The 21074-nt window shown below is 66.9% G+C and carries 22 protein-coding genes; 8 read left to right on the forward strand and 14 right to left on the reverse strand.

From position 1 onward, the window contains the following. Nucleotides 1-32: 32 nt before the first annotated feature. From ACIPRS_RS06985 to sufT, 6 genes are all read right to left on the reverse strand, one after another. Nucleotides 33-1469: a peptidoglycan-binding domain-containing protein gene (locus ACIPRS_RS06985; protein WP_446538040.1), complete on the reverse strand. Its 1437-nt coding sequence runs from the start codon at nt 1467-1469 to the stop codon at nt 33-35. Further along, nucleotides 1466-2326 (reverse strand): XAC2610-related protein, encoded by an 861-nt coding sequence (locus ACIPRS_RS06990; RefSeq protein WP_446538041.1) that lies wholly within the window; start codon nt 2324-2326, stop codon nt 1466-1468. Before ACIPRS_RS06990 ends, ACIPRS_RS06985 begins: the two co-directional genes overlap by 4 nt. Then, on the reverse strand, nt 2323-3192 hold the full coding sequence (locus ACIPRS_RS06995; RefSeq protein ID WP_446538042.1) for a hypothetical protein: 870 nt from the start codon (nt 3190-3192) through the stop codon (nt 2323-2325). The genes ACIPRS_RS06990 and ACIPRS_RS06995 overlap by 4 nt, the downstream gene beginning before the upstream one ends. 465 nt (nt 3193-3657) lie before the next feature. Next, nucleotides 3658-5448: a S8 family peptidase gene (locus ACIPRS_RS07000; protein WP_446538043.1), complete on the reverse strand. Its 1791-nt coding sequence runs from the start codon at nt 5446-5448 to the stop codon at nt 3658-3660. A 374-nt stretch (nt 5449-5822) separates the two neighbouring features. Beyond that, nucleotides 5823-6920 carry a branched-chain amino acid aminotransferase gene (locus tag ACIPRS_RS07005; protein ID WP_337731910.1) on the reverse strand — a complete coding sequence of 366 codons (1098 nt, stop codon included), beginning with the start codon at nt 6918-6920 and terminating at the stop codon, nt 5823-5825. Nucleotides 6921-6977: 57 nt separating this feature from the next. Beyond that, on the reverse strand, nt 6978-7529 hold the full coding sequence (gene sufT, locus ACIPRS_RS07010; protein ID WP_192202406.1) for a putative Fe-S cluster assembly protein SufT: 552 nt from the start codon (nt 7527-7529) through the stop codon (nt 6978-6980). Nucleotides 7530-7639: 110 nt separating this feature from the next. On the opposite strand from sufT, the gene ACIPRS_RS07015 reads away from it, so the two are divergent. After that, entirely contained in the window at nt 7640-8053 is a 414-nt protein-coding gene (locus ACIPRS_RS07015) for a hypothetical protein (protein ID WP_446538044.1), read from the forward strand. Between the two features lie 18 nt (nt 8054-8071). Here ACIPRS_RS07015 and ACIPRS_RS07020 read toward each other — a convergent pair whose 3' ends face one another. Beyond that, nucleotides 8072-9460: an NAD(P)(+) transhydrogenase (Re/Si-specific) subunit beta gene (locus ACIPRS_RS07020; protein WP_337731334.1), complete on the reverse strand. Its 1389-nt coding sequence runs from the start codon at nt 9458-9460 to the stop codon at nt 8072-8074. Continuing rightward, entirely contained in the window at nt 9457-9756 is a 300-nt protein-coding gene (locus tag ACIPRS_RS07025) for an NAD(P) transhydrogenase subunit alpha (protein ID WP_142125856.1), read from the reverse strand. The genes ACIPRS_RS07020 and ACIPRS_RS07025 overlap by 4 nt, the downstream gene beginning before the upstream one ends. Before the next feature lie 165 nt (nt 9757-9921). Here ACIPRS_RS07025 and ACIPRS_RS07030 point away from each other — a divergent pair, with 165 nt between their 5' ends. Genes ACIPRS_RS07030 through ACIPRS_RS07045 form a run of 4 tightly spaced genes read left to right on the forward strand, consistent with a single transcriptional unit; the run spans nt 9922 to nt 11694 of the window. Continuing rightward, nucleotides 9922-10257, forward strand: coding sequence for a hypothetical protein (locus ACIPRS_RS07030; RefSeq protein ID WP_446538045.1), 336 nt, complete (start codon nt 9922-9924; stop codon nt 10255-10257). 23 nt (nt 10258-10280) lie between these two features. Next, nucleotides 10281-10850: an RNA polymerase sigma factor gene (locus ACIPRS_RS07035; protein WP_446538046.1), complete on the forward strand. Its 570-nt coding sequence runs from the start codon at nt 10281-10283 to the stop codon at nt 10848-10850. Next, nucleotides 10847-11254, forward strand: coding sequence for a hypothetical protein (locus ACIPRS_RS07040; protein WP_446538047.1), 408 nt, complete (start codon nt 10847-10849; stop codon nt 11252-11254). Before ACIPRS_RS07035 ends, ACIPRS_RS07040 begins: the two co-directional genes overlap by 4 nt. Further along, on the forward strand, nt 11254-11694 hold the full coding sequence (locus ACIPRS_RS07045; RefSeq protein ID WP_446538441.1) for a DUF3106 domain-containing protein: 441 nt from the start codon (nt 11254-11256) through the stop codon (nt 11692-11694). Before ACIPRS_RS07040 ends, ACIPRS_RS07045 begins: the two co-directional genes overlap by 1 nt. A 9-nt stretch (nt 11695-11703) precedes the next feature. On the opposite strand, the gene ACIPRS_RS07050 is transcribed toward ACIPRS_RS07045, so the two are convergent. After that, entirely contained in the window at nt 11704-12810 is a 1107-nt protein-coding gene (locus ACIPRS_RS07050; protein ID WP_446538048.1) for an NAD(P) transhydrogenase subunit alpha, read from the reverse strand. 92 nt (nt 12811-12902) lie between these two features. Then, on the reverse strand, nt 12903-15215 hold the full coding sequence (locus ACIPRS_RS07055; RefSeq protein WP_337731339.1) for a DUF1631 domain-containing protein: 2313 nt from the start codon (nt 15213-15215) through the stop codon (nt 12903-12905). Between the two features lie 154 nt (nt 15216-15369). Here ACIPRS_RS07055 and ACIPRS_RS07060 point away from each other — a divergent pair, with 154 nt between their 5' ends. From ACIPRS_RS07060 to ACIPRS_RS07070, 3 genes are read left to right on the forward strand one after another with little or no spacing between them, the layout of a single operon-like run. Next, nucleotides 15370-15951, forward strand: a complete 582-nt coding sequence (locus ACIPRS_RS07060) for a nitroreductase family protein (protein ID WP_446538049.1) — start codon at nt 15370-15372, stop codon at nt 15949-15951. A gap of 10 nt (nt 15952-15961) precedes the next feature. Continuing rightward, complete coding sequence (locus ACIPRS_RS07065) at nt 15962-16852, forward strand: 5'-3' exonuclease (protein WP_446538050.1); 891 nt, start codon at nt 15962-15964, stop codon at nt 16850-16852. A 51-nt stretch (nt 16853-16903) separates the two neighbouring features. Next, on the forward strand, nt 16904-17470 hold the full coding sequence (locus ACIPRS_RS07070) for an NUDIX hydrolase (RefSeq protein WP_446538051.1): 567 nt from the start codon (nt 16904-16906) through the stop codon (nt 17468-17470). A gap of 6 nt (nt 17471-17476) precedes the next feature. Here the strand turns inward: ACIPRS_RS07070 and ACIPRS_RS07075 are convergent, their stop codons facing one another. From ACIPRS_RS07075 to prmC, 4 genes are all read right to left on the reverse strand, one after another. After that, nucleotides 17477-17875: a DUF4019 domain-containing protein gene (locus ACIPRS_RS07075; protein ID WP_446538052.1), complete on the reverse strand. Its 399-nt coding sequence runs from the start codon at nt 17873-17875 to the stop codon at nt 17477-17479. A 158-nt stretch (nt 17876-18033) separates the two neighbouring features. Then, the gene (locus ACIPRS_RS07080) at nt 18034-18927 is read right to left on the reverse strand and encodes a dienelactone hydrolase family protein (protein ID WP_337731344.1); all 894 of its coding nucleotides are present in this window, start codon (nt 18925-18927) and stop codon (nt 18034-18036) included. Nucleotides 18928-18970: 43 nt separating this feature from the next. Further along, the gene (pip, locus tag ACIPRS_RS07085; RefSeq protein ID WP_446538053.1) at nt 18971-19912 is read right to left on the reverse strand and encodes a prolyl aminopeptidase; all 942 of its coding nucleotides are present in this window, start codon (nt 19910-19912) and stop codon (nt 18971-18973) included. Between the two features lie 31 nt (nt 19913-19943). Beyond that, nucleotides 19944-20816: a peptide chain release factor N(5)-glutamine methyltransferase gene (gene prmC / locus ACIPRS_RS07090; protein ID WP_446538054.1), complete on the reverse strand. Its 873-nt coding sequence runs from the start codon at nt 20814-20816 to the stop codon at nt 19944-19946. Between the last annotated feature and the right edge of the window lie 258 nt (nt 20817-21074).

A 21074-nucleotide genomic window follows, 5' to 3' on the forward strand; every position in this document is an offset into this window, starting at 1 on the left:
CTTCCGTGTGGATGGGCTCTTCAGATGCTCAGCTAGCGCGCCATCTGCCGGTCCTGGGCCTGGGCCTGCTCGGCGGCCTGGTACTGGGAAAGCCATTGGACTCCCTGTGCTTCCATGTGCCGGCCTTCTGCGGAGCGTGCGAACGCGATTGCCGCTCGATCAGCGGCCGCACTATCGCCGGACAGGATGGCCGCGAGATAGTTGTCCACCATCAATTCGTTGAATGGCCCGGGCAGGTCGCGATGCGTGCCCTGACGCTGATCTACTTCCCGGTCTCGCGGTTGCTGCGGTTGTCGGGCGTCCTGTAGCTCTCTGCGACGCACCACTTCGGTCGCTTCCTGCAGCCCTTGTTCCACCGCCCGGGAATTGATCGCGTCGCGGGTACGTTCATCGGCCAATCCGTTCGCGGGAGCAATGCCCGCGCCGTCCTGGAATCGGCGAACGACCTCCAAGGTGGCGTTGTCGTAGCTGCGACTGATGGCCAACGGCCGCCCATTGCTTCCGCGAAAGCCGAGCCCCTGCAACTGCTCCTGCAACTCGGCGACCGCATCGCCTCGCTCACCGGGGCCGAGAACTCCATCGTTCAACGGCCCGTGTAAATCCATGATGGTCTTGAGCCGGAAGTCTGGATTGGCCCGCAAGACATCGCCTCGGATCCGGTCGAACAATGCCTGATCCACCGTTCCGGTCGGCGGGTCGATTCCCGCCGTGCGCTGGTAGGTGCTCACGGCCTGTTCGGTCGAACGCCCGAAGTCGCCGTCTGGAGACAATCTCTGGCCCGCTGCATTCGTAATGTTCAAAGCGGCAAGGTACTGCTGCAGTTCGAACGCGCGCGCGTTGGCGTCACCACGCTGGAGCGGCGTATCGGCCTGGCGCGCTTCCGGCACCGGCATCAAATCGACGCCATGACGTTGGACTGAGGTGACCAGATCGTCTATACCCGGCTCCCAGTTCCGTGCGAGTGCGGCGACATCAGCGGCCCGGTCGGTGCCGTTCACGATCCTTCGGGCGTTTAGATAGTCGACATTGTCGGCAGTGATGTAGTCGTCCAGTCCGCGCCCTGTGAACAGGCCGTCACGCATGCCGACAACGAGGACCCGGGAAGCAATTTCCGGTTCCGCTGCGAGGACGGGTTCACGCGCCAGCCCGTCGCCTCGCCCAAGCGATCCACCGACGTGCTGGTAGTTCCGCCAATGGGTGAGGTGTGCGTAACCGCGGCCGAAATATTCCTCGCCGCCCCTGTAGCCGTCTTGCTCATTGCCCTCATAGCCCTTTCGCGCCGCCTGCTTGCGACCGTGCGCCTCTTCGGGGCTGGTGAAGTTCTGGCTTTCGTGCTCTGCGGTCGCCAATACGTAGGCGATCTGACGTTCATCCGTGACTCCCTCTTCCATACACGTCCGCACGATCAGACGCACTGCCTGGTCGCGGGTGATCGGGGAAACTGCACTGCGTCCGTATCCATCACTCATCGCCTTGGTTCTCCTTCCAGCTTCATCCATGAATCATCGAAGATCTCTTCACCCTCCAGGGCATGCTCTCCGCAGGTGGTGTAGTCCCTGCTCGCCAGCAACTCCGCAGTGCTGCCACGAATGCCGATCACCTTTTCGCCGCGATCGCATGGCCCGCTGCGATACCAGGCAAACAGGCGGCCATCGACGATGCGCGACAGGGAATGCCACTCCATCAGCTTCGCCAATTCCTTGTTCTCCACGAGGCGACGGGGCCTCGCGTCATACAGAAAGTAGGTGTAGGACGGATCGCCATAGGTGCCGTCGGAACCACTCCAGACGACCAGATCTTCGTATCCGTCGTCATTGATGTCGGACAGCATGACGCCGTGCCAACCCTCGGCGAACCCTTTGTCCAGGGATCCGCGATAGCCGGTCTCGTCAGGACTGTCGGGTGGGAGTGCCCTTGGAAGCCAGACTTCCGGCAGAAGCAGCGTCTGACGACGTAACGTGGGAGTCGAAACAGTCAGACGGACGTTGCTGCATATCAGCTTGCTGATCATCCGGCTGGAACAGCCATCCGACTCCAGGGTGATCAGCGCATCACCAAGGCGCATCTCCATGAACCCGTTGTCGTCGGGCATGTCCTCAGCGTGAATTTTCTCCACGGCAGATCGCTGGATGCTGTCGGATCGCGGCTTCAACCCGCTCTGACAACCCGGAAGTACGGTGAGGAGGAGTACGCTCAGTAAGATCTCTCCCCAGTACTTGTGGTGCTGCAGCTGGTCGTCGCGCTCTTTCGGAAATGGCTCGACTAGTTGGCACGCTGACGCGTGCATGTCGATATCCGTAACATCGCTCAGCTGGGGTTTGGTCATCGCGTCATCCTTCTTGGCTGGCGACTGCTGTCCTTGTCGACGAACGGGTCTTGGTGCTCGACTCGAGCTCGGTCGTTCTCACGACATCTCACATCCGGCCGCAGCAGATCGCAGTTGGGCAGGGGCCATAGCGCTCGGGGAGCCCGCTGCCGGAGCTCGAAGCTCTTCCCATTCCAGACCACAAAACCAAGATGCAATCCATTCCCCAGTCGCTTGGTCTCTGGCACCCAGTCAGGCATCGGGACCGGATCATCGTCATAGGCGTCCGCCCGACTGGTAGGCGATGCATCCTTGAGAGGAATCGTCCACCGCATGACCGGCGCATGATCCAGTTTCGTGGTCTCCAGATAGGGCATGAAGGGCGCGGTCAGTGCCTGCTCGGCCTGCGTCATCGCAGGCTTTGGGAGGTACTCCCTGGTAACGTCGCGCAAACTCCCCTTGGGCGACCACTTGTAGAGTCGCGGCTCGGCATGCGCCGACTTGCAGGCTTCCGTCTCCACCAGATACTCGCCTTCCCGTGCTATCAAGGGATCGTTATCGATGCACTTGAAAGGGCCGATCACCAGATAGATGGTGTCGGACGACTGCGTCCCCTCGAACGAGCGCACCTGGATGCCTTCCAGAATATCGATACTTGCCATGAAGTCTGGCCGTTTCCCGCGCCCTGGCAGCGCCAGGTAGGGCTGGGGTCGACGCGCCTGATCGGCTCGGACGTCAGTCGGTAGGAAGATGTGCTCTGTTGGGATGGCGACGAGCACTTCAGCGAGATGCCGGGGCAGCAAACCGAAGCATGCTCTGTTGAGCCCGCCATATCGTGTTCTTCCGCTATCGTCGCTGGGGTCTTCCGGGCACCACTCCGCACCCATGCCTTTCTCCACCGCATATGGAATCCAGGGATCGGGAGTAGCGGGAGGCGCACTCGGGAGCATCGAGCCAAGCGACATGGCTCTTGGGGAGAGCGTACCCGGCTGATGGGATGCGTTGCGGTAACCAGACCCGCAAGCACTCACGGCCACCGCCATTGTGAGACTGACGAAAAGCGTCCTATGCATCTACAACCTCCTGTTGATTAACGCTGGCGCGCCGTCGCCGGTCCTTCAAGTCCGTGAGAGCGAGTCCGCGCTGACTGCCATATCTACATCAGTCGCTCATCGAAAGAATGTACCTCATCCTAGCTGACGCCAAACGTCGATGCGACTTGGCAGGAGTTGCAGAGAATGTGATTGGGGTGAGGTCTCCACCTCCGCTATGGAAGGTGACATAAAAAAAAGAACCCCGGCCAAAGCCGGGGTTCTTCCTGCACCTCCCTGTGCTCCCCTCGGGGGCAATCCTCAGAAGGTGATGCTCCAGCTGTTGATGTAACCCGTGTCCACGCTCGCGCGATCACGCGCACGCAGGCTCCAGTTGCCGTTGAGCGCTTCGCTGGACAGGTTCACCGTGTACGTGGTGACGATGTTGTCGGCGCTGCCACCACTGCGGTTGTGCACGTTGTAGACCGATCCGTCCGGCGCGATCAGGTCGACGATCAGGTCACCCTTGTACGTGTGCACGATGTTTACCGCGACCTGGGCATTGCTGGGCGCGTTGCCGGTGCGGCCCGATACCGCGATGCTGCTGCTGACGCCGGTGGTGTTGTTGTCCGGGATGTTGTAGTCGGTGGTGTTGGTATAGGTCTGCGTGCCGCCGCCCGGCGGCGTGCCGCCCTGCGCCGCCACCACCGCGCCATCGGCGTTGGCGATGCCCGCACCGCAACCGCCCGAGCATGTGCCCGGCAGTGCGCGCGCCGTGCTCTTCAACATGCTTTCCACCTGCGCCGGCGTGAGCGGTGAAGGCGCGGCGGCCTGCATCAGCGCCACCACGCCCGCCACGTGCGGCGCAGCCATCGACGTGCCGTTGTACGAGGCGTAGCTGGCACTGCCGGCGGTGGTGGTGCCGGTGTTGAGCGTGGACAGGATGCTCTGCCCGGGCGCGGAGATGTCGATGCCGGTGCCGTAGTTGGAGAAGCTGGCACGCGATCCGGCCGACGTCGTCGCCGCCACGGCGACCACGTTCGGGCAGTTCGCCGGCACGGCACTGGACACGTTGGTGTTGCTGTTGCCCGCCGCCACCACCACCGTGGTGCCACGTCCGACGGCGCCGTTGATGGCGTTCTGGTACGTGGCCGAACAGGTACCGCCGCCACCCAGGGACATGTTGATCACTTCAGCGGGATTGGCGTTGGCGGGAATGCCGCTGACCGTGCCGCCCGAGGCCCAGGTGATGGCGTCGGCGATGTCGGAAGTCAGGCCACCGCAGCGGCCCAGCACGCGCACCGGCACCACCTTGGCACCGAACGCGGTGCCGGCCACGCCGGTGGCGTTGTTCGTCACCGCCGCCACCGTGCCGGCCACGTGGGTGCCGTGCCAGCTGGAGTTGGTGACCGGCGAGCCGGCATAGCACTCGCCTGCGACGGGATTCCAGTCGCCTTCGTCGTTCGGGTTGGAATCGCGGCCGTTGCCATCGCGCGACACGAAGGTGTCGCTGATGAAATCGTAGCCCGGCAGGATGTTCGCGTTGAGGTCGGCGTGATTGGTGATGCCGGTGTCGATGACGGCTACCACCACGCCCGCACCGGTGGACTTGTCCCAGGCAGGCCGCACGTTGATGCCCGAGGTGGTGGTGCCGAAGCCCCACTGCTCGGAGAAGCGCGTGTCGTTCGGTGTCAGCAATGCGTACATGCGCTGGTCGACTTCGACGTATTCCACGTTCGGATCGGCCGCCAGCTGGCGCATCAGCGATTCGGCCTCCACCCGGTCCAGCTTGCGGTCGGCGCGCACGACGTCCGCACCGCCCGCTGCCAGGCGGCGCAACTTCTGCAGGCCCAGCGCACGGCCACCGCGCTTGGCCACGCCGGTGCTGGCGGCCGTGCTCAGCGAGCGCTGCAACTGCGATGCATCACCGCTTTCGGCGCTGCCATCGCGGTATTTCACGATGAAACGATCGTAGCCGCCGGGTTCTTCCACTTGCAGACCGCTCATGTCCACACGACCCGCCATCGCAGGCAACGCATACAACGAGGCGATCACGGCCGACGACAGGCACAGGAGGCGGAGGCACGAACCACGCTTTGCAATTGCAGACATCAGACTCTCCCTCAAAGGTTGAAAGCCGCGAATGCGGCAAAAGCCCGGTCGGGGGCGCATGGCTGGCACGGGAGGGGGTGGACGGGCGGTTGCGTTCGACCGGGTACACGACCACGCAGTGCGTGGCGCATCCAGAAACTAGCGGAGCGCGACCCGATGAATCAGCGATGAAAGACACACTTCGCGACAGCATGTTGCAAACGTAATCGTTGGGCTACACGCATGTAGCGAAGTCACCGGTGGACAGCGACGCGTAGATTCATTTACGTAGTGGAGGCGTGATGGCGCGCGAATTTTTTATTCGCAGGAGCGCGGTCTCCCTACGCAAAAAAGCCCGCTTTTCAGCGGGCTTTTCAACGACCGGGCGGCGAGGATCAGTCGCGCAGCTTGACCAGCCAGCCATGGCGATCCGGAAGGCGCCCGTACTGGATGTCGGTCAGTTCCTTGCGGATGCCCATCGTCACTTCACCTGCTGGCGCACCGATGTCGCCCACGGCGAAATCCTTGCCCTTCAACTGGCCGATCGGCGTGATGACGGCGGCGGTGCCGCAGGCGAACACTTCACTGATGTCGCCCGATGCCACGCCCTGCTTCCATTCATCGATGGAGACCTTGCGCTCTTCCACTGCATGGCCGCGGTCGCGCGCGATCTGCAGGATGCTGGAGCGGGTGATGCCCTCCAGGATGCTGCCGGAGAGTTCCGGGGTGACGATGCGGCCATCCTTGTACACCAGGAACACGTTCATGCCGCCGAGTTCTTCCAGGTACTTGCCCTCGACCGGGTCGAGGAACAGCACCTGCGAACAGCCCTGCGCCTGGGCTTCCTGCTGCGGCAGCAGCGACGCGGCATAGTTGCCACCGCACTTCGCGGCCCCGGTGCCGCCCTTGGCGGCGCGCGCATAGTCCTCGGAAAGCCAGATGGACACGGGTGCCACGCCCTTGGCGAAGTACGCGCCGGCCGGGCTGGCAATGACGTAGTAGCCGGCTTCCTGCGCCGCGCGCACGCCGAGGAAGGCTTCGGTGGCGATCATGAAGGGACGGAAGTACAGGCTCGTCTCCGGCGCCGACGGCACCCACGCGTGATCGACCGCGACCAGCTGGCGCAGCGACTCCACGAACTCGGACACCGGCAACTGGGGCAATGCCAGGCGCGCCGCCGAACGCTGCAGGCGCGCGCCATTGGCGTCGGGGCGGAAGGTCCAGATGGAGCCATCGGCATGCCGGTAGGCCTTGATGCCTTCGAAGATCTCCTGCCCGTAATGCAGCACCGAGGCGGCCGGATCCAACGACAGCGGACCGTAGGCACGCACTTCGGCGTCATGCCAGCCATGCGCCTTGTCCCACGTGATGGCGACCATGTGGTCGGTGAAATGCAGGCCGAATCCCGGGTTGGCGAGGATGGCGTCGCGCTCGACGGACGACTTGGCGTTCGCGGCGGCGTTCACGCGGTAGGTCAACGGGGTGGCGTTCATGACGTTCATCTCTTCCTTCCTGACGGTTCTGCGTAACGGGTGGGAGTCGCGCGGGACTCAGAGCATGCCGGTCTCGAGCTTGGCGGCATCGGACATCATGTGGCGGCCCCACGGCGGGTCGAAGACCAGTTCGACATCGGCGTCGGCGACGGTGGGGATCATCTCCAGCTTGCTGCGCACGTCATCCACCAGGATCTCGCCCATGCCGCAGCCGGGGGCGGTCAGCGTCATCTTGACCTCCACGTCGCGCTGGCCGTCGTCGCGCTTGCTGAGGTTGGCTTCGTACACCAGGCCCAGGTCGACGATATTGAACGGGATCTCGGGGTCGAAGCAGGTGCGCAGCTGGTTCCACACCAGCGCCTCGACCTCCTCGTCGCTGGCGTTGTCGGGCAGCGACAGCGGCTCGGTGGGCTCCTTGCCGATGGCATCCGCATCCTTGCCGGCAATGCGGAACAGGTTGCCTTCCACGAAAACGGTATAGCTGCCGCCCAGCGCCTGGGTGATGTAGCCGTAGCTGCCGGCCGGCAGGGTGACGAGCTCCCCTTGCGGCACCAGGACGGCGGCGCAATCGCGGGAGAATTGGACGGGTTCGCTGCTGCGGGAGTACATGCCGGACCAGATGGGGGCGCGCGTGGGGCGCTGCAAGGCGTCCTATTGTAGCCCCCGCACCCCTGCGGCTGCGTCCAGGCCGTATCCTTGGCGGCCCTTCCGGAGTCTCCATGCCCCCTGCCCCGCGCCGCACCCACCGTTGGCTGCTCCCCTCGATGCTCCTGCTGGGCGGCGGCAGCGTGGTGCTGATCTGGGTGATGCTGGCGCTCTACCTGCAGCGACAGACCGGCTGGATGGCGCTGCTCGCGGCGGTCGACGTGGTGCTGGTGCTGCGCCTTGCCGGCATGCGCCCGGGTGCCTGGCGCGCCCTTCTCGGCGCGCTGGTGACCGCCGTGATCTGCCTGCTGGCACTGTGGAGCATTTCCGCTACCCAGATGGGCCTCTCGTTCGGCCTCGATCCGTGGGACTCCCTGCTGCGGCTGGGCTTTCACCACGCATGGACACTGGTGACGCTGACCACGACCCCGCTCGATGTGGCCGCCCTCGCGGCCGCCCCCCTCCTGGCCGCGTGGTGGGCGCGCTGACCGGCCGGAAGGGCCGGTTCAGTGGCCGCCGTCGAGCGCTTTCAGTTCGCTGACGAGCGCATTGGCCATCTCGGAACCGTCGCCGTACAGCATGCGGGTGTTGTCAGCGTAGAACAGCGCGTTCTCGATGCCGGCGAAGCCGGTGCCCTTGCCGCGCTTGATGACGATGGTGTTCTTCGAGTTCACCACGTCGAGGATCGGCATGCCGTAGATCGGTGATGCCGGGTCGGTCTTCGCGACCGGGTTGACCACGTCGTTGGCACCGATCACCAGCGAGACGTCGGTATTGGCGAACTCGGGATTGATGTCGTCCATGTCGGCGATCAGGTCGTAGGGCACGCCGGCTTCGGCCAGCAGCACGTTCATGTGCCCCGGCATGCGGCCGGCGACGGGGTGGATGGCGAACTTCACCTTCACACCGCGATCCATCAGCTTCTGGCTGAGCTCCCAGATCTTGTGCTGCGCCTGCGCCACCGCCAGGCCGTAGCCCGGCACGATCACCACGCGCTCGGCGTAGGCCATCATCGCGGCCACGTCCGCAGCCTCGATGGGCTTCATGGAGCCGCCGATTTCCTGCATCGCCGCACTGCCGCCGCCGAAGTTGGAGAACAGCACGTTGCTGATCTTCCGGTTCATCGCCTTGGCCATCAGTCGCGTCAGCAGCATGCCGGCCGCGCCGACCATGGTGCCGGCGATGATCAGCGCCTCGTTGCCCAGCACGTAACCTTCGAACGCCACCGCCAGGCCGGTGAAGGCGTTGTACAGCGAGATCACCACCGGCATGTCGGCGCCGCCGATCGGCAGCGTCATCAGCACGCCCAGGGCCAGCGACAGCGCGAAGAACGCGACGATCCACGGCATCGCCAGCGTGGTCAGTGCCATCACGCCGCAGACCACGGCAGCCAGTGCGACCAATGCGTTGAACCATTGCTGGCCGGGGAACGTGTAGCGCTTGTCCATGCGCCCGTCGAGCTTGGCCCAGGCGATGACCGAGCCGGTCAGCGAGACAGCGCCGATCAGCGCGCCGATGACGGCGAGCGAGAGCGTGAACGTGGACGGTGCCGGTTCGCCGGACGAATAGCGCACCAGTTCCACCGCGCCGATCGCTGCGGCCGAACCGCCGCCCATGCCATTGAACAGCGCAACCATCTGCGGCATGTCGGTGATCGCCACCTTCTTGCCCCACACCCAGTTCAACCCAACGCCGATGACGATGGCGGCGATCATCAGGCCGATGTTGTGCAGGCCAGGCAGGAAGAACGTGGCAACCGTCGCGATCAGCATGCCCATGCCGGCCCACTGGATGCCGCTGCGCGCGGTCTTCGGGCTGGCCATGCGCTGGAGGCCCAGCAGGAACAGCGTGGCGGCGACGAAATAGCTCAGCTTCACCAGGGTGAGCGCGCTCATTTGGCGTCTCCCGGCTTCTTGCTGCTCTTGAACATGTCCAGCATGCGTTCGGTGACCACGTAGCCGCCGGCGGCATTGCCGGCGCCGAGCAGCACGGCGATGAAACCGATGGCCTTCTCCAGCGTGGTATCGGCGTGGCCCAGCACCACCATCGCACCGATCAGCACGATGCCGTGGATGAAGTTGGAGCCGGACATCAGCGGCGTGTGCAGGATCACCGGCACCCGCGAAATGATCACGTGCCCGGCGATGGCCGCCAGCATGAAGATGTACAGCGCCACGAACCCGTCGCTCATCCGCTCCCCCATCCTGTCCACGTTGTCGACACCGTTGCGCGGCGCGCAGGGTGTGTCCGCATCATAACCGCACCTGAACCCGGCGGGTGCCACTGTCCGGCCTGTCAACCGCGCCCCGCGCAGCGCGTTCCCATGCCTGCACCACCCACCCCCGAGGACCCGACCATGAAACGCATGTCACTGCTGGCACTGACCGTACTGCTGCTGGGCACCACCGGCGTCGCCTCCGCGCGCGATGCAGGAGACCGCATCGACCACCGGCTGGATCGCAAGGGCGACCGCGCGGAGCACCGCATGGATGCGCGCGGCGACCGCATCGAACGGCGCTTCGACCGCAGCGCGCAGTGGGCCGACACCCATGGCCATCCCCGCGCCGCGAAGCACCTGGAGCGCCGTGGCGACCGTATCGACCTCCGCCTGGACCGCAAGGGCGAGCGCGCCGAAGCGCAGTGGGACCGTCGCGGCGACCGCATCGACCGCCGCCTGGATCGTCGCGGCTGATTCACGCCACTGGCCGCTAAGCTATGTTGGTGAGCACTGCCCCCAGTCCGTCGCCGGAAACGTCGCCGTCCAGCCCGCTGGCGGCGACGCTCGATCTGTTCCTGGCTGACATCGGGCCGCGCGCGTTCCGCTTCGCCGAAGCCGGCCTGCGCCATCGCGAGGATGCGCTGGACGCGGTGCAGGACGCCATGATGAAGATGCTGGTGTACGCCGACCGCCCTGCTTCGGAATGGACGCCCTTGTTCTGGAGCATCCTGCGCCGGCGCATCGTCGACCTGCAGCGCCGCGCCGGCTTCCGGCTGCGCTGGCTGCTGCCGACCGGCGACCGCGGCGAAGAAGGCCCGGTGGACTGGGCGCCCGACCACGGCGCCGGCCCCTCGCAGGCGCACGACCAGCGCGAAGCCTACGCGCGCCTCGTGCATGCCCTGCGCGCATTGCCTGCCCGGCAGCGCGAAGCGTTCACCCTGCGCGTGCTGGAAGAACTGGACGTGGCCGACACGGCGCGCGCGATGGGCTGCTCGGAGGGCTCGGTGAAGACGCACCTGTCCCGTGCGCGCGATGCCCTGCAACGGCAACTGGAGGAATTCCGATGAACCCCACCCACGACAATGACCACGGCTTCGACCAGGAAGCCCGTCGCCTGCACCGGGCCGCCCTGGCACAGGTGTCGCCACAGACGCTGATGCAACTGCGCAACGCCCGCCACGAGAGCCGGCGCAACGCCCCGGCGTCCGGTAGCCCGCGTACGTGGCGCTGGCTCACGGCGACAGCGTTCTCCGCCGTGCTCGCGGTGGGGCTGGGACTGCAATGGCTGCCGCGCACGCCGGATGCCTCCGCACCCACGGCGGCTACCGCCATATCTGCGGTTGCTCAGGCGGAGAACGACACCACCGCCGATGAACTCGGCGTGCCGAGCGCGCTCGATGAAGACCCCGACCTGTATCTGTGGCTGGCTTCCGCCGATGCCCAACCCCTCGCCATGGAGTCGACCCCATGATGGTCCGTACCCCCCGTCTTTTCTTCCTCGGCCTGCTGCTCGCCAGCGGCCATGCATGGGCGCAGTCCGCACCCGCGCCGCTGCCTGCGTGGGAAAAGCTCACGCCCGAGCAGCGCGAGGCGCTCATCGCACCCGTGCGCGACCGCTGGAACCGCGAGCCGGACGAGCGCGGCCGCATGATGGAGCGTGCACAGCGCTGGCAGGCGCTGACGCCCGAGCAACGTGCGCAGGCACGGCACGGCATGAAGCGCTTCGAAGGCATGAGCCCCGACCAGCGCCGACAGGCACGCGCGCTCTACGGCCGCATGAAGACACTCACCCCCGAACAGCGCGCCGATCTGCGCGAGCAATGGAAGAAGATGACGCCAGAACAACGCGAGGCATGGATGCGCGACAACGCGCCGCCGCCGCGTGACCGCGACCGGCGGCCAGACCGCTGAGATCCGCCGTCAGGGGACGGCGGGCGTCGCCGGCGGCCGCTCCGGCCACACCGTCTTCGCCAACAGTTCGTCGTCCCAATCGAACTGCAGCGCGCCTTCCCTGACGAACAGCGACACGAAATTGAGCACGTTGCGGGCATACATCTCGCTGGCGTGGACCGCGCCCAGGCTGGCGAGATTGAGGGGTCCGGCCACGGTCACGCCCTGGTGCTCATAGGTCTCGCCCGGCCGGGTGAGTTCGCAGTTGCCGCCGGTTTCAGCGGCCAGGTCGACGATGACGCTGCCAGGCTTCATGCCCGCCACCATCGCCGCACTGATGATCTTCGGTGCGGGCCGCCCCGGCACCGCCGCGGTGCATACCACCACGTCGATGCCCTTCAGGTGATCCGCCAGCCGCTGCTGCTGCAGCGCGCGCTCTTCGTCCGTCAGCTGGCGCGCATACCCGCCATCGCCTGCGGCGCTGACACCCAGGTCCAGGAACTTCCCGCCCAGCGATTCGATCTGCTCGCGCGTCTCCGGACGCACGTCGAAGCCCTCCACCTGCGCGCCCAGGCGCTTGGCCGTGGCAACGCCCTGCAGGCCCGCCACGCCGGCGCCCACGATCAACACCTTCGATGGCCGGATGGTGCCGGCGGCCGTGGTCAGCATGGGGAAGAAGCGCGGCGCCAGCTGCGCGGCGATCAGCACGGCCTTGTAACCGGCCATGCCCGCCTGCGAACTCAGCACATCCATCGCCTGCGCACGCGTGGTGCGCGGCAGCCGCTCGAGCGGGAACGCCTGGATGCCGCGTGCGCGAAGGGCTTCGTCGCGCGCGGGATCGGCCGACGGTTGCAGCACGCCCACCAGCGTGGCGTCCGTCTTGAAATGGCGGATGGCGTCGGGCGCCGGCGGCTGCACGCATAGCAGCAGGTCGGCCCCCTCCCGGCCTTCGCCATCGACGAGCTCCGCCCCCGCATCGGCATACGCCTGATCGACGAAACCGGCCGCCTGGCCCGCGCCGCGCTCCACGGTCACCCGTGCGCCTGCGGCCAGCATTTTGCGGACCGTTTCCGGCGTCGCGGCCACGCGGCGCTCACCGGTCGCGGTTTCCTTCAGTACCCGAACTTCGACCGCCATGCGCCCCTCGTCGTTAGGTCATCCGTGTCGCGATGCTAACAGAGCGCGGCATCCCCGCGCGGAAGCGGAGGACCGACGGTCCCGGCGTGTGCTCAGACCGCCGCGGCGGGCGACGGCGCGGGTTCGAGGCGCTCGATCACGCCCTGCATGGCACTGTCGAAGGCATCCTCGCTCTGGTGCGTACGCAGGCGGCCCAGGCGCACCATCGCGGCCAGTTCTTCCGGCGAAGCGACGCAGAAGCGTACGCCGCGGCGATTGACGAACAGCAGACGTGAGGAGATCGGGCTGACCCACGACAGCTTGCCCGCCTGCACCTTGTTGTCCTTGTCGATGAAATCGAGCCAGGTGCCGATCGCAAGATTGCGGAAGTGGTCGGCATCGCTGTGGTCGAACTCGAGCGTATCCGCACCGGCGACCAGCTGGATCGGCGTGGCTTCCTCGTCGATGACCGGTTTCGGCAGCACCACCTGCGGCAGTTCCGGCAGCGCTTTTTCCAGGTCCGGCCGCGCGGCGGCCACCGCCTGCAGCGTGTCGTGCAGGGCATCCACCGCGCCGCCGGCGGCATCCTGGTTCATGCCGACGCTGGCGAAGACCTTCAGCAGCGCCGGTCGCCACGCCTGCAACCAGGGCTTGCCGACGACATGGCGCTGCGCTTCGGTGAGTTCTTCCAGCACGCCGTCCGCCAGGGTGAGCGACTCGCGCAGGCCGTCGCCGTCCTCGCCTTCGCGCAGTACCGTCATGGTGACGTGGTGCGCCCACGGCTGGCGCAGGAAATCCTCGATGGCCTGCGGCACCCGGCGATCCGCGAGGCGTTCGTCCAGTTCGGCGTTCATGCGCGCACGCGCGGCTTCAAGGCGCTCCTGCCCGCGCTGGATTTCGGCGGCGCGGCGTTCGGCGATCTCGATGCGGCGGCGATGCTGCTCCAGGAACGCACGGAATTCTTCTTCCAGCGTCAGGAAGATCGCGAGGTTCTCGTTGAACTCGGCGACCAGGCGGTCGACCACCTCTTCCACCTTGGTCAGCAAGGTGCGCTCGGCGGCGCTCTCGCCGTTGTTGCCCTCGCAGGCCTCCGCCAGCACGTTGAGCAGGCGGCGCGCCGGGTGCGTCTTCTGCACGAACATGCGCCGGTCCAGCAGCGCGACCTTGACGAACGGCACCACGAGGCGGCCGATCAGTTCGCGCGGACGGCCTTCCAGGTCGCGCTCGTCCAGCATCACGTCGAACAGCATGCCGACCAGGTCGATCGCATCCTCGTCGACGGGCGCCAGGCGCGCGGTGGACGGGTCCACGCCCAGTTGCATGGCGCTGCTGAGTACTTCGTTCTTCAACCGCTGCGCCAGCGATTCCCCGTTGTCGCCGATCGCCGCACGCAGCGTGGCGCTGGGCGTGGCCTGCAACAGGGACAGCACCGACAGCATTTCACGCTGAGAGAGGTCACGTTGGCGCTGGTCGGCCGCGCGTGCTTCCGCCGCATCGCCCGCATCGCGACCACGGCGCGACTCCTGCAACAGGTGGTGCAGGGCTTCAAGCAGGACGCCTTGCGCACCGGGCGCGGCGCCGTAGCCCGGAGGCACGTCGCCGAAGCCGCCCATCATCGGGGCGGCGCGCGTGGCTTCGAGGCCACGGCTCACGCCCGCCATCCGATTGAGGAAACGCGCCGCCCACGCGGGTGCGCCGGGCTCTTCGCCACCGTCAGCCTCGTTTTCCATGTCCGGCGGCGCGCCGGCCTCGGGCTTCGGCGCGCGGCGCGATGGCAGTTCCGGCATCACGCCAACCTGCATGAGGCGCTGGTCCAGCGACGCATAGATGCGCGCGATCGCGGGCACCAGGTCCCGTTCGCACAGCTTGATCACCACCAGCCGGACCTCGGGTGCGAGGTCGCACGCCGAGAACGCCTGGTGGACGGCCACGCCGATGTGCTCGGGGCCGATGGGGTTGAGCTCCACGTCCAGCACGACATCGCCGGCGATCCAGCCCAGGCGGCGGTCCAGCCGGGCGAGGACAGGCTTGCAGTCGCGCTGGATGACGCTGGCCAGGTTGCGCACCGCCAGCCGGGACTCCAGCTCCTGGTCCGTTATCAGGGTCAGTCCGTCTTCCGACCCCTGCGCGAACGCCCGCTCCATGGACAGCGGCTGCCCTTCCTGCAGCGCGCTCCAGGCCCGCTGCAGATGGGCGCGGAAGCGCACGATGATGTCTTCGCGGCGGCGGCGCAGTTCGCGCATCGCGTCGAGGAAGGCCATCTGCGAGGGACCGGCCCGCTCGGCGCGGTCGAACAGCGCATCGTCGAAACGACCCAGTGCCACCGCGAAGGCGTCCACCAGCGGCGGGATCGCGGCGTCACGCGCCTGGTCCAGCAGGCGCGTGTCCCGACCGGGCCGATCGGCGATATTGAGGACGTTCGACATGCGCAAGGTTCCCCGCCTTGGCAGGCGAAAGGAGTTCGGGGGATGCGGACCGGGGATCCGCCATGACATCGTAGGAAATCCGGCGGACCGGCAACCGTGATGGCCTCGGCATTTTAGTGCCATGCAACAAGATGTGGCACGGTAAACTTGACGCATGTCGCTTACCGATCCCCTGCACGCCCTCGACGCACGCCGTTCCGTGCCCTCCAAACAACTCGGCGAACCCGGCCCTGACGACGCCACGCTGCTGCGGATGCTCGCTTCCTCTGTCCGCGTACCGGATCACGGCAAGCTGGTGCCGTTCCGCTTCATCCGCATCCAGGGCGACGCCAGGCATGCGCTGGGCGAGTACCTGGCGGCACGCACCTTGCATCTCGATCCCGCTGCGGCGGATGCCGTGATCGCCAAGGACCATGCGCGCTTCTCGCATGCGCCGGTCATCATCACCGTGGTCGCGCGCCTCACCTCGGGCCACAAGGTGCCGGAACAGGAGCAGCTGCTCACGGCCGGCAGCGTCTGTTTCGCCCTGCTGCAATCCGCGCAGGCACTCGGCTTCGGCGCGCAATGGCTGACCGGCTGGATGGCGTACGACGATGCCGTGGCGGAAACGCTCGGCCTGGCTGCGAACGAGAAGATCGCCGGCTTCATTCACATCGGCACACCGCTGCTGGACGCACCCGAACGCGAACGTCCGGATCCTGCGGCTCTGCTGAGCGACTGGACGCCCCATGCCTGAGCAGGCCGTCATGCGCCCGCTCCATCTGGTCGACGCCAGCCTGTACGTGTTCCGCGCCTGGCACTCGATGCCGGACGAATTCCAGGATGCCGATGGCTGGCCCACCAACGCGGTGCACGGCTTCGCGCGCTTCCTGCTGGAGCTGCTCGAGAAGGAACGCCCCGCGCACATCGCGATCGCCTTCGACGAGGCGCTGGACAGTTGCTTCCGCAATCGCCTTTATCCGGCCTACAAGGCCAACCGCGACCCCGCACCGGAGGAACTCCGGCGCCAGTTCACGCACTGCAAGGCGCTCTGCGCTGCGCTCGGACTGAGCGTGCTCGCGCACGGCGAATACGAGGCGGACGACCTGATCGGCAGCGCATTGCATGCCGCAAGGCCGCAAGGGTTCCGCGGCGTCATCGTGTCCGCAGACAAGGATCTGTCGCAACTCCTGCAGGAACACGACGAGCAATGGGATTTCGCCCGCGGCCAGCGCTGGGGCATGCATGGCGTGAAGGCCCGGCACGGCGTGGAAGCGCGGCAGATCGCCGACTACCTCGCGCTGACGGGCGATGCCGTGGACAACATTCCGGGTGTTACCGGGATCGGTGCGAAGTCCGCCGCCGTGCTGCTGGCGCACTTCGGCGATCTGGACACCCTGCTCGCGCGCATGGATGAAGTCGCGTTCCTGCGCCTGCGCGGCGCCGCGACGCTCGCCGTGCGCCTGCGCGAACAGCGCGAACATGCGCTGTTGTGGCGCCAGCTCACGACGATCGCCCTGGACGCGCCGCTCGGCGAGGTGGAGTCCGGTCACGCACGCGGCCAGGCCGATGGCGACATGCTGGCGGGCCTCTCGGATGCGTTGCGCTTCGGCCCGATGACGCGGCGGCGGCTGCGGGTGGCAGCGGGGCTGGAATAGCCGCGCGATCGGCCGCTGTAAATCGTCACGCGCACCCGATAGCATCGCCCCATGAATGATCGTGATGACGCCAAGCGCCAACAGCCCGCCCACGTCGTGTGGCAAGGCAAGTACCAGCGGATGATGGTGCGCGGCACGTGGGAATACGTGGAACGCGCGCATGCCGGTGGGCTGGCGGCCATCATCATCGCGGTGACGCCGGACGACGACGTGCTGTTCGTGGAGCAGTTCCGCGTGCCGCTGCAGGCACGGACCATCGAGATGCCCGCGGGCCTGGTCGGCGACATCCATGCCGGCGAGTCGATCGAGGTATCCGCCATCCGTGAACTGGAGGAGGAAACCGGCTGGACGGCGCAGCAGGCCGAGGTCCTGATGATCGGCCCGACATCCTCCGGCAGCAGCAGCGAGAAGATCGCCTTCGTCCGGGCGACCGGGCTGCGCAGGATCGGCGAAGGCGGCGGTGATGGTGACGAGGACATCACCGTGCACGCCGTCCCGCGCACGCGCGCCGCTGCGTGGCTGGTGCAGAAGATGCGGGAGGGGTACGAACTGGATGCCAAGCTCTGGGCGGGACTTTGGATGATCGACCACACCCTGGACGGCACGCCGCGCGGCTGACGCGCCTCAGTCGGCCTTGACCGCGTAGCCCGCCAGGCGCCAGACGCCTTCGTCCTCGCGCCGCAGCGTCACCGTTTCGCGATGCGGCGCGCCGGTTTCGCCGAACATCACCGAAAACTCCAGCACGGCATACGTGCCCGGCTGCCATCGCGGCCGCTGACTCGGCTGGTCGACGCGCACGGCCGCCCAGCGACGGCTTCGCCCCCGACCCAGCGCACCGTGCCGCTGCGCCATCAGCGCGACGAACGCCTCACGTCCCATCGCACGACGGATCGATGCGGAGGCAGCATCCCACAAGACGTCGTGCTGGCCCTGTTCGATCGCCTTGATGAACCGCATGGCCGCCATCCCGAGCCGAGGGATGTCGACATCCTCCAGCCCGATCCTCGCCTCGCCCACCTGCATTGCCGCGTGTGCCGTCATTGCTCGATACGCCCCAAATCACGTGGCCTACGCCGCCACGCTTCAAGGAAGGAGCGGCACCCACACGACTGGATCGCACCGCTGTACGCGCACCGGACACGCCCGGCACCTCACGGGTGGCGCAGGGAGCCGTACGTCGATCAGGCGAGCTGCAGGCGGAAGAACGCGAGCGTGCGTTGCCAGGAGAGGTCAGCGGCCGCCGGGTCGTAACGGGGCGTGGTGTCGTTGTGGAATCCGTGGTTGACGCCCGGGTAGACATGCGCCTCATAGGACACACCGGCTGCCTTGAGCGCCTGTTCGTAGGCGGGCCACCCCGCGTTGACACGCGTGTCCAGCTCGGCGAACTGCAGCAGCAGGGGCGCCTTGATGCGCGCCGCCTCTTCCGCTGTGGGCTGGCCTCCGTAGTACGGCACGCCCGCGTCAACCAGCTCGGGCAGCCGCGCCGCCAACAGGTTGGTGACCAGGCCACCGAAGCAGAACCCGACCACGCCCAGTCTGCCGTTGGTGCGCGGGAGCCCATGCGCGAAGTGCGCTGCGGCTTCCATATCCGCCATTACCCTGGCGCGGTCCAGCGTGGCCTGCATCTCGCGTCCGGTGTCGTCATTGCCGGGATAACCGCCAAGCGGATACAGCGCGTCGGGGGCGAAGGCGATGAAGCCGGCCACCGCCAGGCGGCGTGCGACGTCTTCGATGTAGGGATTCAAGCCGCGGTTCTCGTGCACCACCAACACCACCGGGTGGCGACCCGCAGTCCGTGGCATGGCCAGCAAGCCACGCCCCTCACCGTGACCCGCGGGCGCAGGGAACGTGCGATAGACCGTGGTGATGCGTGGGTCATCCGTTGCCACCTGCGCCGCCAACGCGTACTGCGGCATCAACGCCGCGAGCAGTCCCGCAGCGGTGGTGCCGGCCACGGCGAACTGCGCGGCACCGGACAGGAAACCGCGCCGGTCTATGCGGCCGTGCGCATAGTCGTCGTAGAGATCCAGCACGCGCTGGTCGAACCCGGAAGCCTGCTTGCGCTGATCGTCCATTTCCTTCCCCTCAAGCTGCGGCAACGAGGTCGACGTGACGACCTCAGGCGAACCCGTCCGTTGCGCGCACCAGCGCGTCGACGTTTTCCGCCTCGAATGCCGAATGACCGGATGCCGGTGTGATCTCGAGCTTCGCTTTCGGCCAGGCCTTGTGCAGTTCCCAGGCGTTGGCGACCGGACAGACCACGTCGTAGCGGCCGTGCACGATCACGCCGGGGATGTCGGCGATGCGCGACGCATCGCGCAGCAACTGGTCTTCGACCTCGAAGAAACCGCCGTTGACGAAGTAGTGGTTCTCGATGCGCGCGAACGCCAGCGCGAATTCAGCGTCTTCGTGCCCGCTGACGAAATCCTCGTCCACGTGCAGGAAGCTGGTGGCGCCTTCCCACACGCTCCACGCACGCGCCGCCGCCAATCGGATATCCACGTTGTCCGAGGTCAGGCGACGGTGGAAAGCGGAGATCAGGTCATGCCGTTCGACAAGCGGGATGGCGGCGAGGTAGTGCTCCCACGCATCCGGGAACAGGCGGCTGGCGCCCTCCTGGTAGAACCATTCCAGTTCCCAGCGGCGCAGCATGAAGATGCCGCGCAGCACCAGTGCGGTGACGCGCTGCGGGTGCGTCTCCGCATAGGCCAGCGCCAGCGTGGAGCCCCAGCTGCCGCCGAACACCTGCCAGCGGTCGATACCCAGTGTCTCGCGCAGCTTTTCGATGTCGGCCACCAGGTCCCAGGTGGTGTTGTCCACCAGGTCCGCATGCGGCGTGGAACGGCCGGAGCCACGTTGGTCGAACAGCACGATGCGGTACTTGGCCGGATCGTGGAAGCGGCGCATCTTCGGGCTGCAGCCTGCGCCCGGCCCGCCATGCAGCAGGACGACCGGTTTGCCGTCCGGGTTGCCGCACTGTTCGTAGTACAGCGTGTGGCGGTCGTCGACCTTCAGCGTGCCGGTGTCGAAGGGCTCGATCTCGGGGTACAGCGTGCGCATGGGCGGCGTTTCCTGGGCGAAAGCCGATAGTCTAGCGGCTCGCGTCCTGCGCTTCCGTTACGCGTCCGAGCGTGACCCGGTCGCGGTGCTCCAGGTCGGTTTCGGTTGCCACGTCGATGAATCCGCGCGCCATCAGCAGCGCGCGTACCGGCGCACCCTGATCCCAGCCGTGCTCGAGCAACAACCATCCGCCCGGCACCAGATGATCCGGCGCCGCCAGGACGATCGCGCGTACCGCATCCAGTCCGTCCGTGCCGGACGACAGTGCCGACGGCGGCTCGAAGCGCAGATCGCCCTGCGCGAGGTGGGGATCGTCTTCGGCGATGTAAGGCGGATTGCTGGCGATCAGATCGAATCGCTCGCCGGCCAGCGGCGCCAGCCAGCTGCCGTGGCGGAAGGCGACGTTGGCGATGCCGTTGGCCTGCGCGTTCGCTCCTGCGACACCAAGCGCCTCCGCGCTGATGTCGGTCGCCACCAGCTGCGCGAGCGGCCGCTCGCTGGCGATCGCAAGCGCAATGGCCCCGCTGCCGGTGCCGAGGTCCGCGACGCGCAGCGCGTGATCGGGGGGCAGGCGCGCCAGCGCCAGTTCGACCAGCCGCTCGGTTTCCGGTCGCGGAATCAGCGTCGCTGGCGACACCTGCAGATCCAGCGTCCAGAAACCACGCCGGCCAAGGAGATAGGCAAGCGGCTCGCCGACCATGCGACGCGCCAGCAAGTCTTCGAAGGCCGCTGCCGACTCGGCGGGCAACGCGTCGTCGCCATGCGCGAACAGCCAGGCGCGGTCGCGGCCGAGCACGTGCAGCAGCAGGTGCTCGGCCTCGTGGCGCGCATCCGGGCCGGGCAGGCGTCCCGCAGCGACGCGCAGGGCCTGGTCGAGTCGTGAAAGGGGTGGTTCGGCGGGCATGGCTGCGCATGGTACCGGGGCGGCACGGGCCTGACGCAGCCCCGTCACCGCGGCGCACCATCATGGTGCTCAATGGCGTATGGACGTCAGTCCCCCGCTTTCGAGTGTTTCACCCAAGGCCGAAGGCGCCACGGCCCGCGTCCGGCGACGCGGGACAGGGGGCCACGTCGTTGCCGCCAGCCAACCGCCTTTCCTGCAAGCCCTTGAAAAACATGATGTTGAAAGCCATTTCGGATACAGAGGCCTGTGCAAACGCGG

It is taken from the genome of Pseudoxanthomonas sp. LARHCG66, assembly GCF_052871755.1.

What these genes read in the sequence shown, in the direction of transcription:
- sufT (WP_192202406.1), bottom strand. Translation starts at nt 7,529, where the DNA reads ATGTACTCCCGCAGCAGCGAACCCGTCCAATTCTCCCGCGATTGCGCC.
- ACIPRS_RS06995 (WP_446538042.1), bottom strand. Translation starts at nt 3,192, where the DNA reads ATGGGTGCGGAGTGGTGCCCGGAAGACCCCAGCGACGATAGCGGAAGA.
- ACIPRS_RS07080 (WP_337731344.1), bottom strand. Translation starts at nt 18,927, where the DNA reads ATGGACGATCAGCGCAAGCAGGCTTCCGGGTTCGACCAGCGCGTGCTG.
- pip (WP_446538053.1), bottom strand. Translation starts at nt 19,912, where the DNA reads ATGCGCACGCTGTACCCCGAGATCGAGCCCTTCGACACCGGCACGCTG.
- ACIPRS_RS07075 (WP_446538052.1), bottom strand. Translation starts at nt 17,875, where the DNA reads ATGCAGGTGGGCGAGGCGAGGATCGGGCTGGAGGATGTCGACATCCCT.
- ACIPRS_RS07065 (WP_446538050.1), top strand. Translation starts at nt 15,962, where the DNA reads ATGCGCCCGCTCCATCTGGTCGACGCCAGCCTGTACGTGTTCCGCGCC.
- ACIPRS_RS06990 (WP_446538041.1), bottom strand. Translation starts at nt 2,326, where the DNA reads ATGACCAAACCCCAGCTGAGCGATGTTACGGATATCGACATGCACGCG.
- ACIPRS_RS07025 (WP_142125856.1), bottom strand. Translation starts at nt 9,756, where the DNA reads ATGAGCGACGGGTTCGTGGCGCTGTACATCTTCATGCTGGCGGCCATC.
- ACIPRS_RS07070 (WP_446538051.1), top strand. Translation starts at nt 16,904, where the DNA reads ATGAATGATCGTGATGACGCCAAGCGCCAACAGCCCGCCCACGTCGTG.
- ACIPRS_RS07040 (WP_446538047.1), top strand. Translation starts at nt 10,847, where the DNA reads ATGAACCCCACCCACGACAATGACCACGGCTTCGACCAGGAAGCCCGT.
- ACIPRS_RS07060 (WP_446538049.1), top strand. Translation starts at nt 15,370, where the DNA reads ATGTCGCTTACCGATCCCCTGCACGCCCTCGACGCACGCCGTTCCGTG.
- ACIPRS_RS07055 (WP_337731339.1), bottom strand. Translation starts at nt 15,215, where the DNA reads ATGTCGAACGTCCTCAATATCGCCGATCGGCCCGGTCGGGACACGCGC.
- ACIPRS_RS07045 (WP_446538441.1), top strand. Translation starts at nt 11,254, where the DNA reads ATGGTCCGTACCCCCCGTCTTTTCTTCCTCGGCCTGCTGCTCGCCAGC.
- ACIPRS_RS07020 (WP_337731334.1), bottom strand. Translation starts at nt 9,460, where the DNA reads ATGAGCGCGCTCACCCTGGTGAAGCTGAGCTATTTCGTCGCCGCCACG.
- ACIPRS_RS07030 (WP_446538045.1), top strand. Translation starts at nt 9,922, where the DNA reads ATGAAACGCATGTCACTGCTGGCACTGACCGTACTGCTGCTGGGCACC.
- ACIPRS_RS07050 (WP_446538048.1), bottom strand. Translation starts at nt 12,810, where the DNA reads ATGGCGGTCGAAGTTCGGGTACTGAAGGAAACCGCGACCGGTGAGCGC.
- ACIPRS_RS06985 (WP_446538040.1), bottom strand. Translation starts at nt 1,469, where the DNA reads ATGAGTGATGGATACGGACGCAGTGCAGTTTCCCCGATCACCCGCGAC.
- ACIPRS_RS07035 (WP_446538046.1), top strand. Translation starts at nt 10,281, where the DNA reads ATGTTGGTGAGCACTGCCCCCAGTCCGTCGCCGGAAACGTCGCCGTCC.
- ACIPRS_RS07000 (WP_446538043.1), bottom strand. Translation starts at nt 5,448, where the DNA reads ATGTCTGCAATTGCAAAGCGTGGTTCGTGCCTCCGCCTCCTGTGCCTG.
- ACIPRS_RS07005 (WP_337731910.1), bottom strand. Translation starts at nt 6,920, where the DNA reads ATGAACGCCACCCCGTTGACCTACCGCGTGAACGCCGCCGCGAACGCC.
- prmC (WP_446538054.1), bottom strand. Translation starts at nt 20,816, where the DNA reads ATGCCCGCCGAACCACCCCTTTCACGACTCGACCAGGCCCTGCGCGTC.
- ACIPRS_RS07015 (WP_446538044.1), top strand. Translation starts at nt 7,640, where the DNA reads ATGCCCCCTGCCCCGCGCCGCACCCACCGTTGGCTGCTCCCCTCGATG.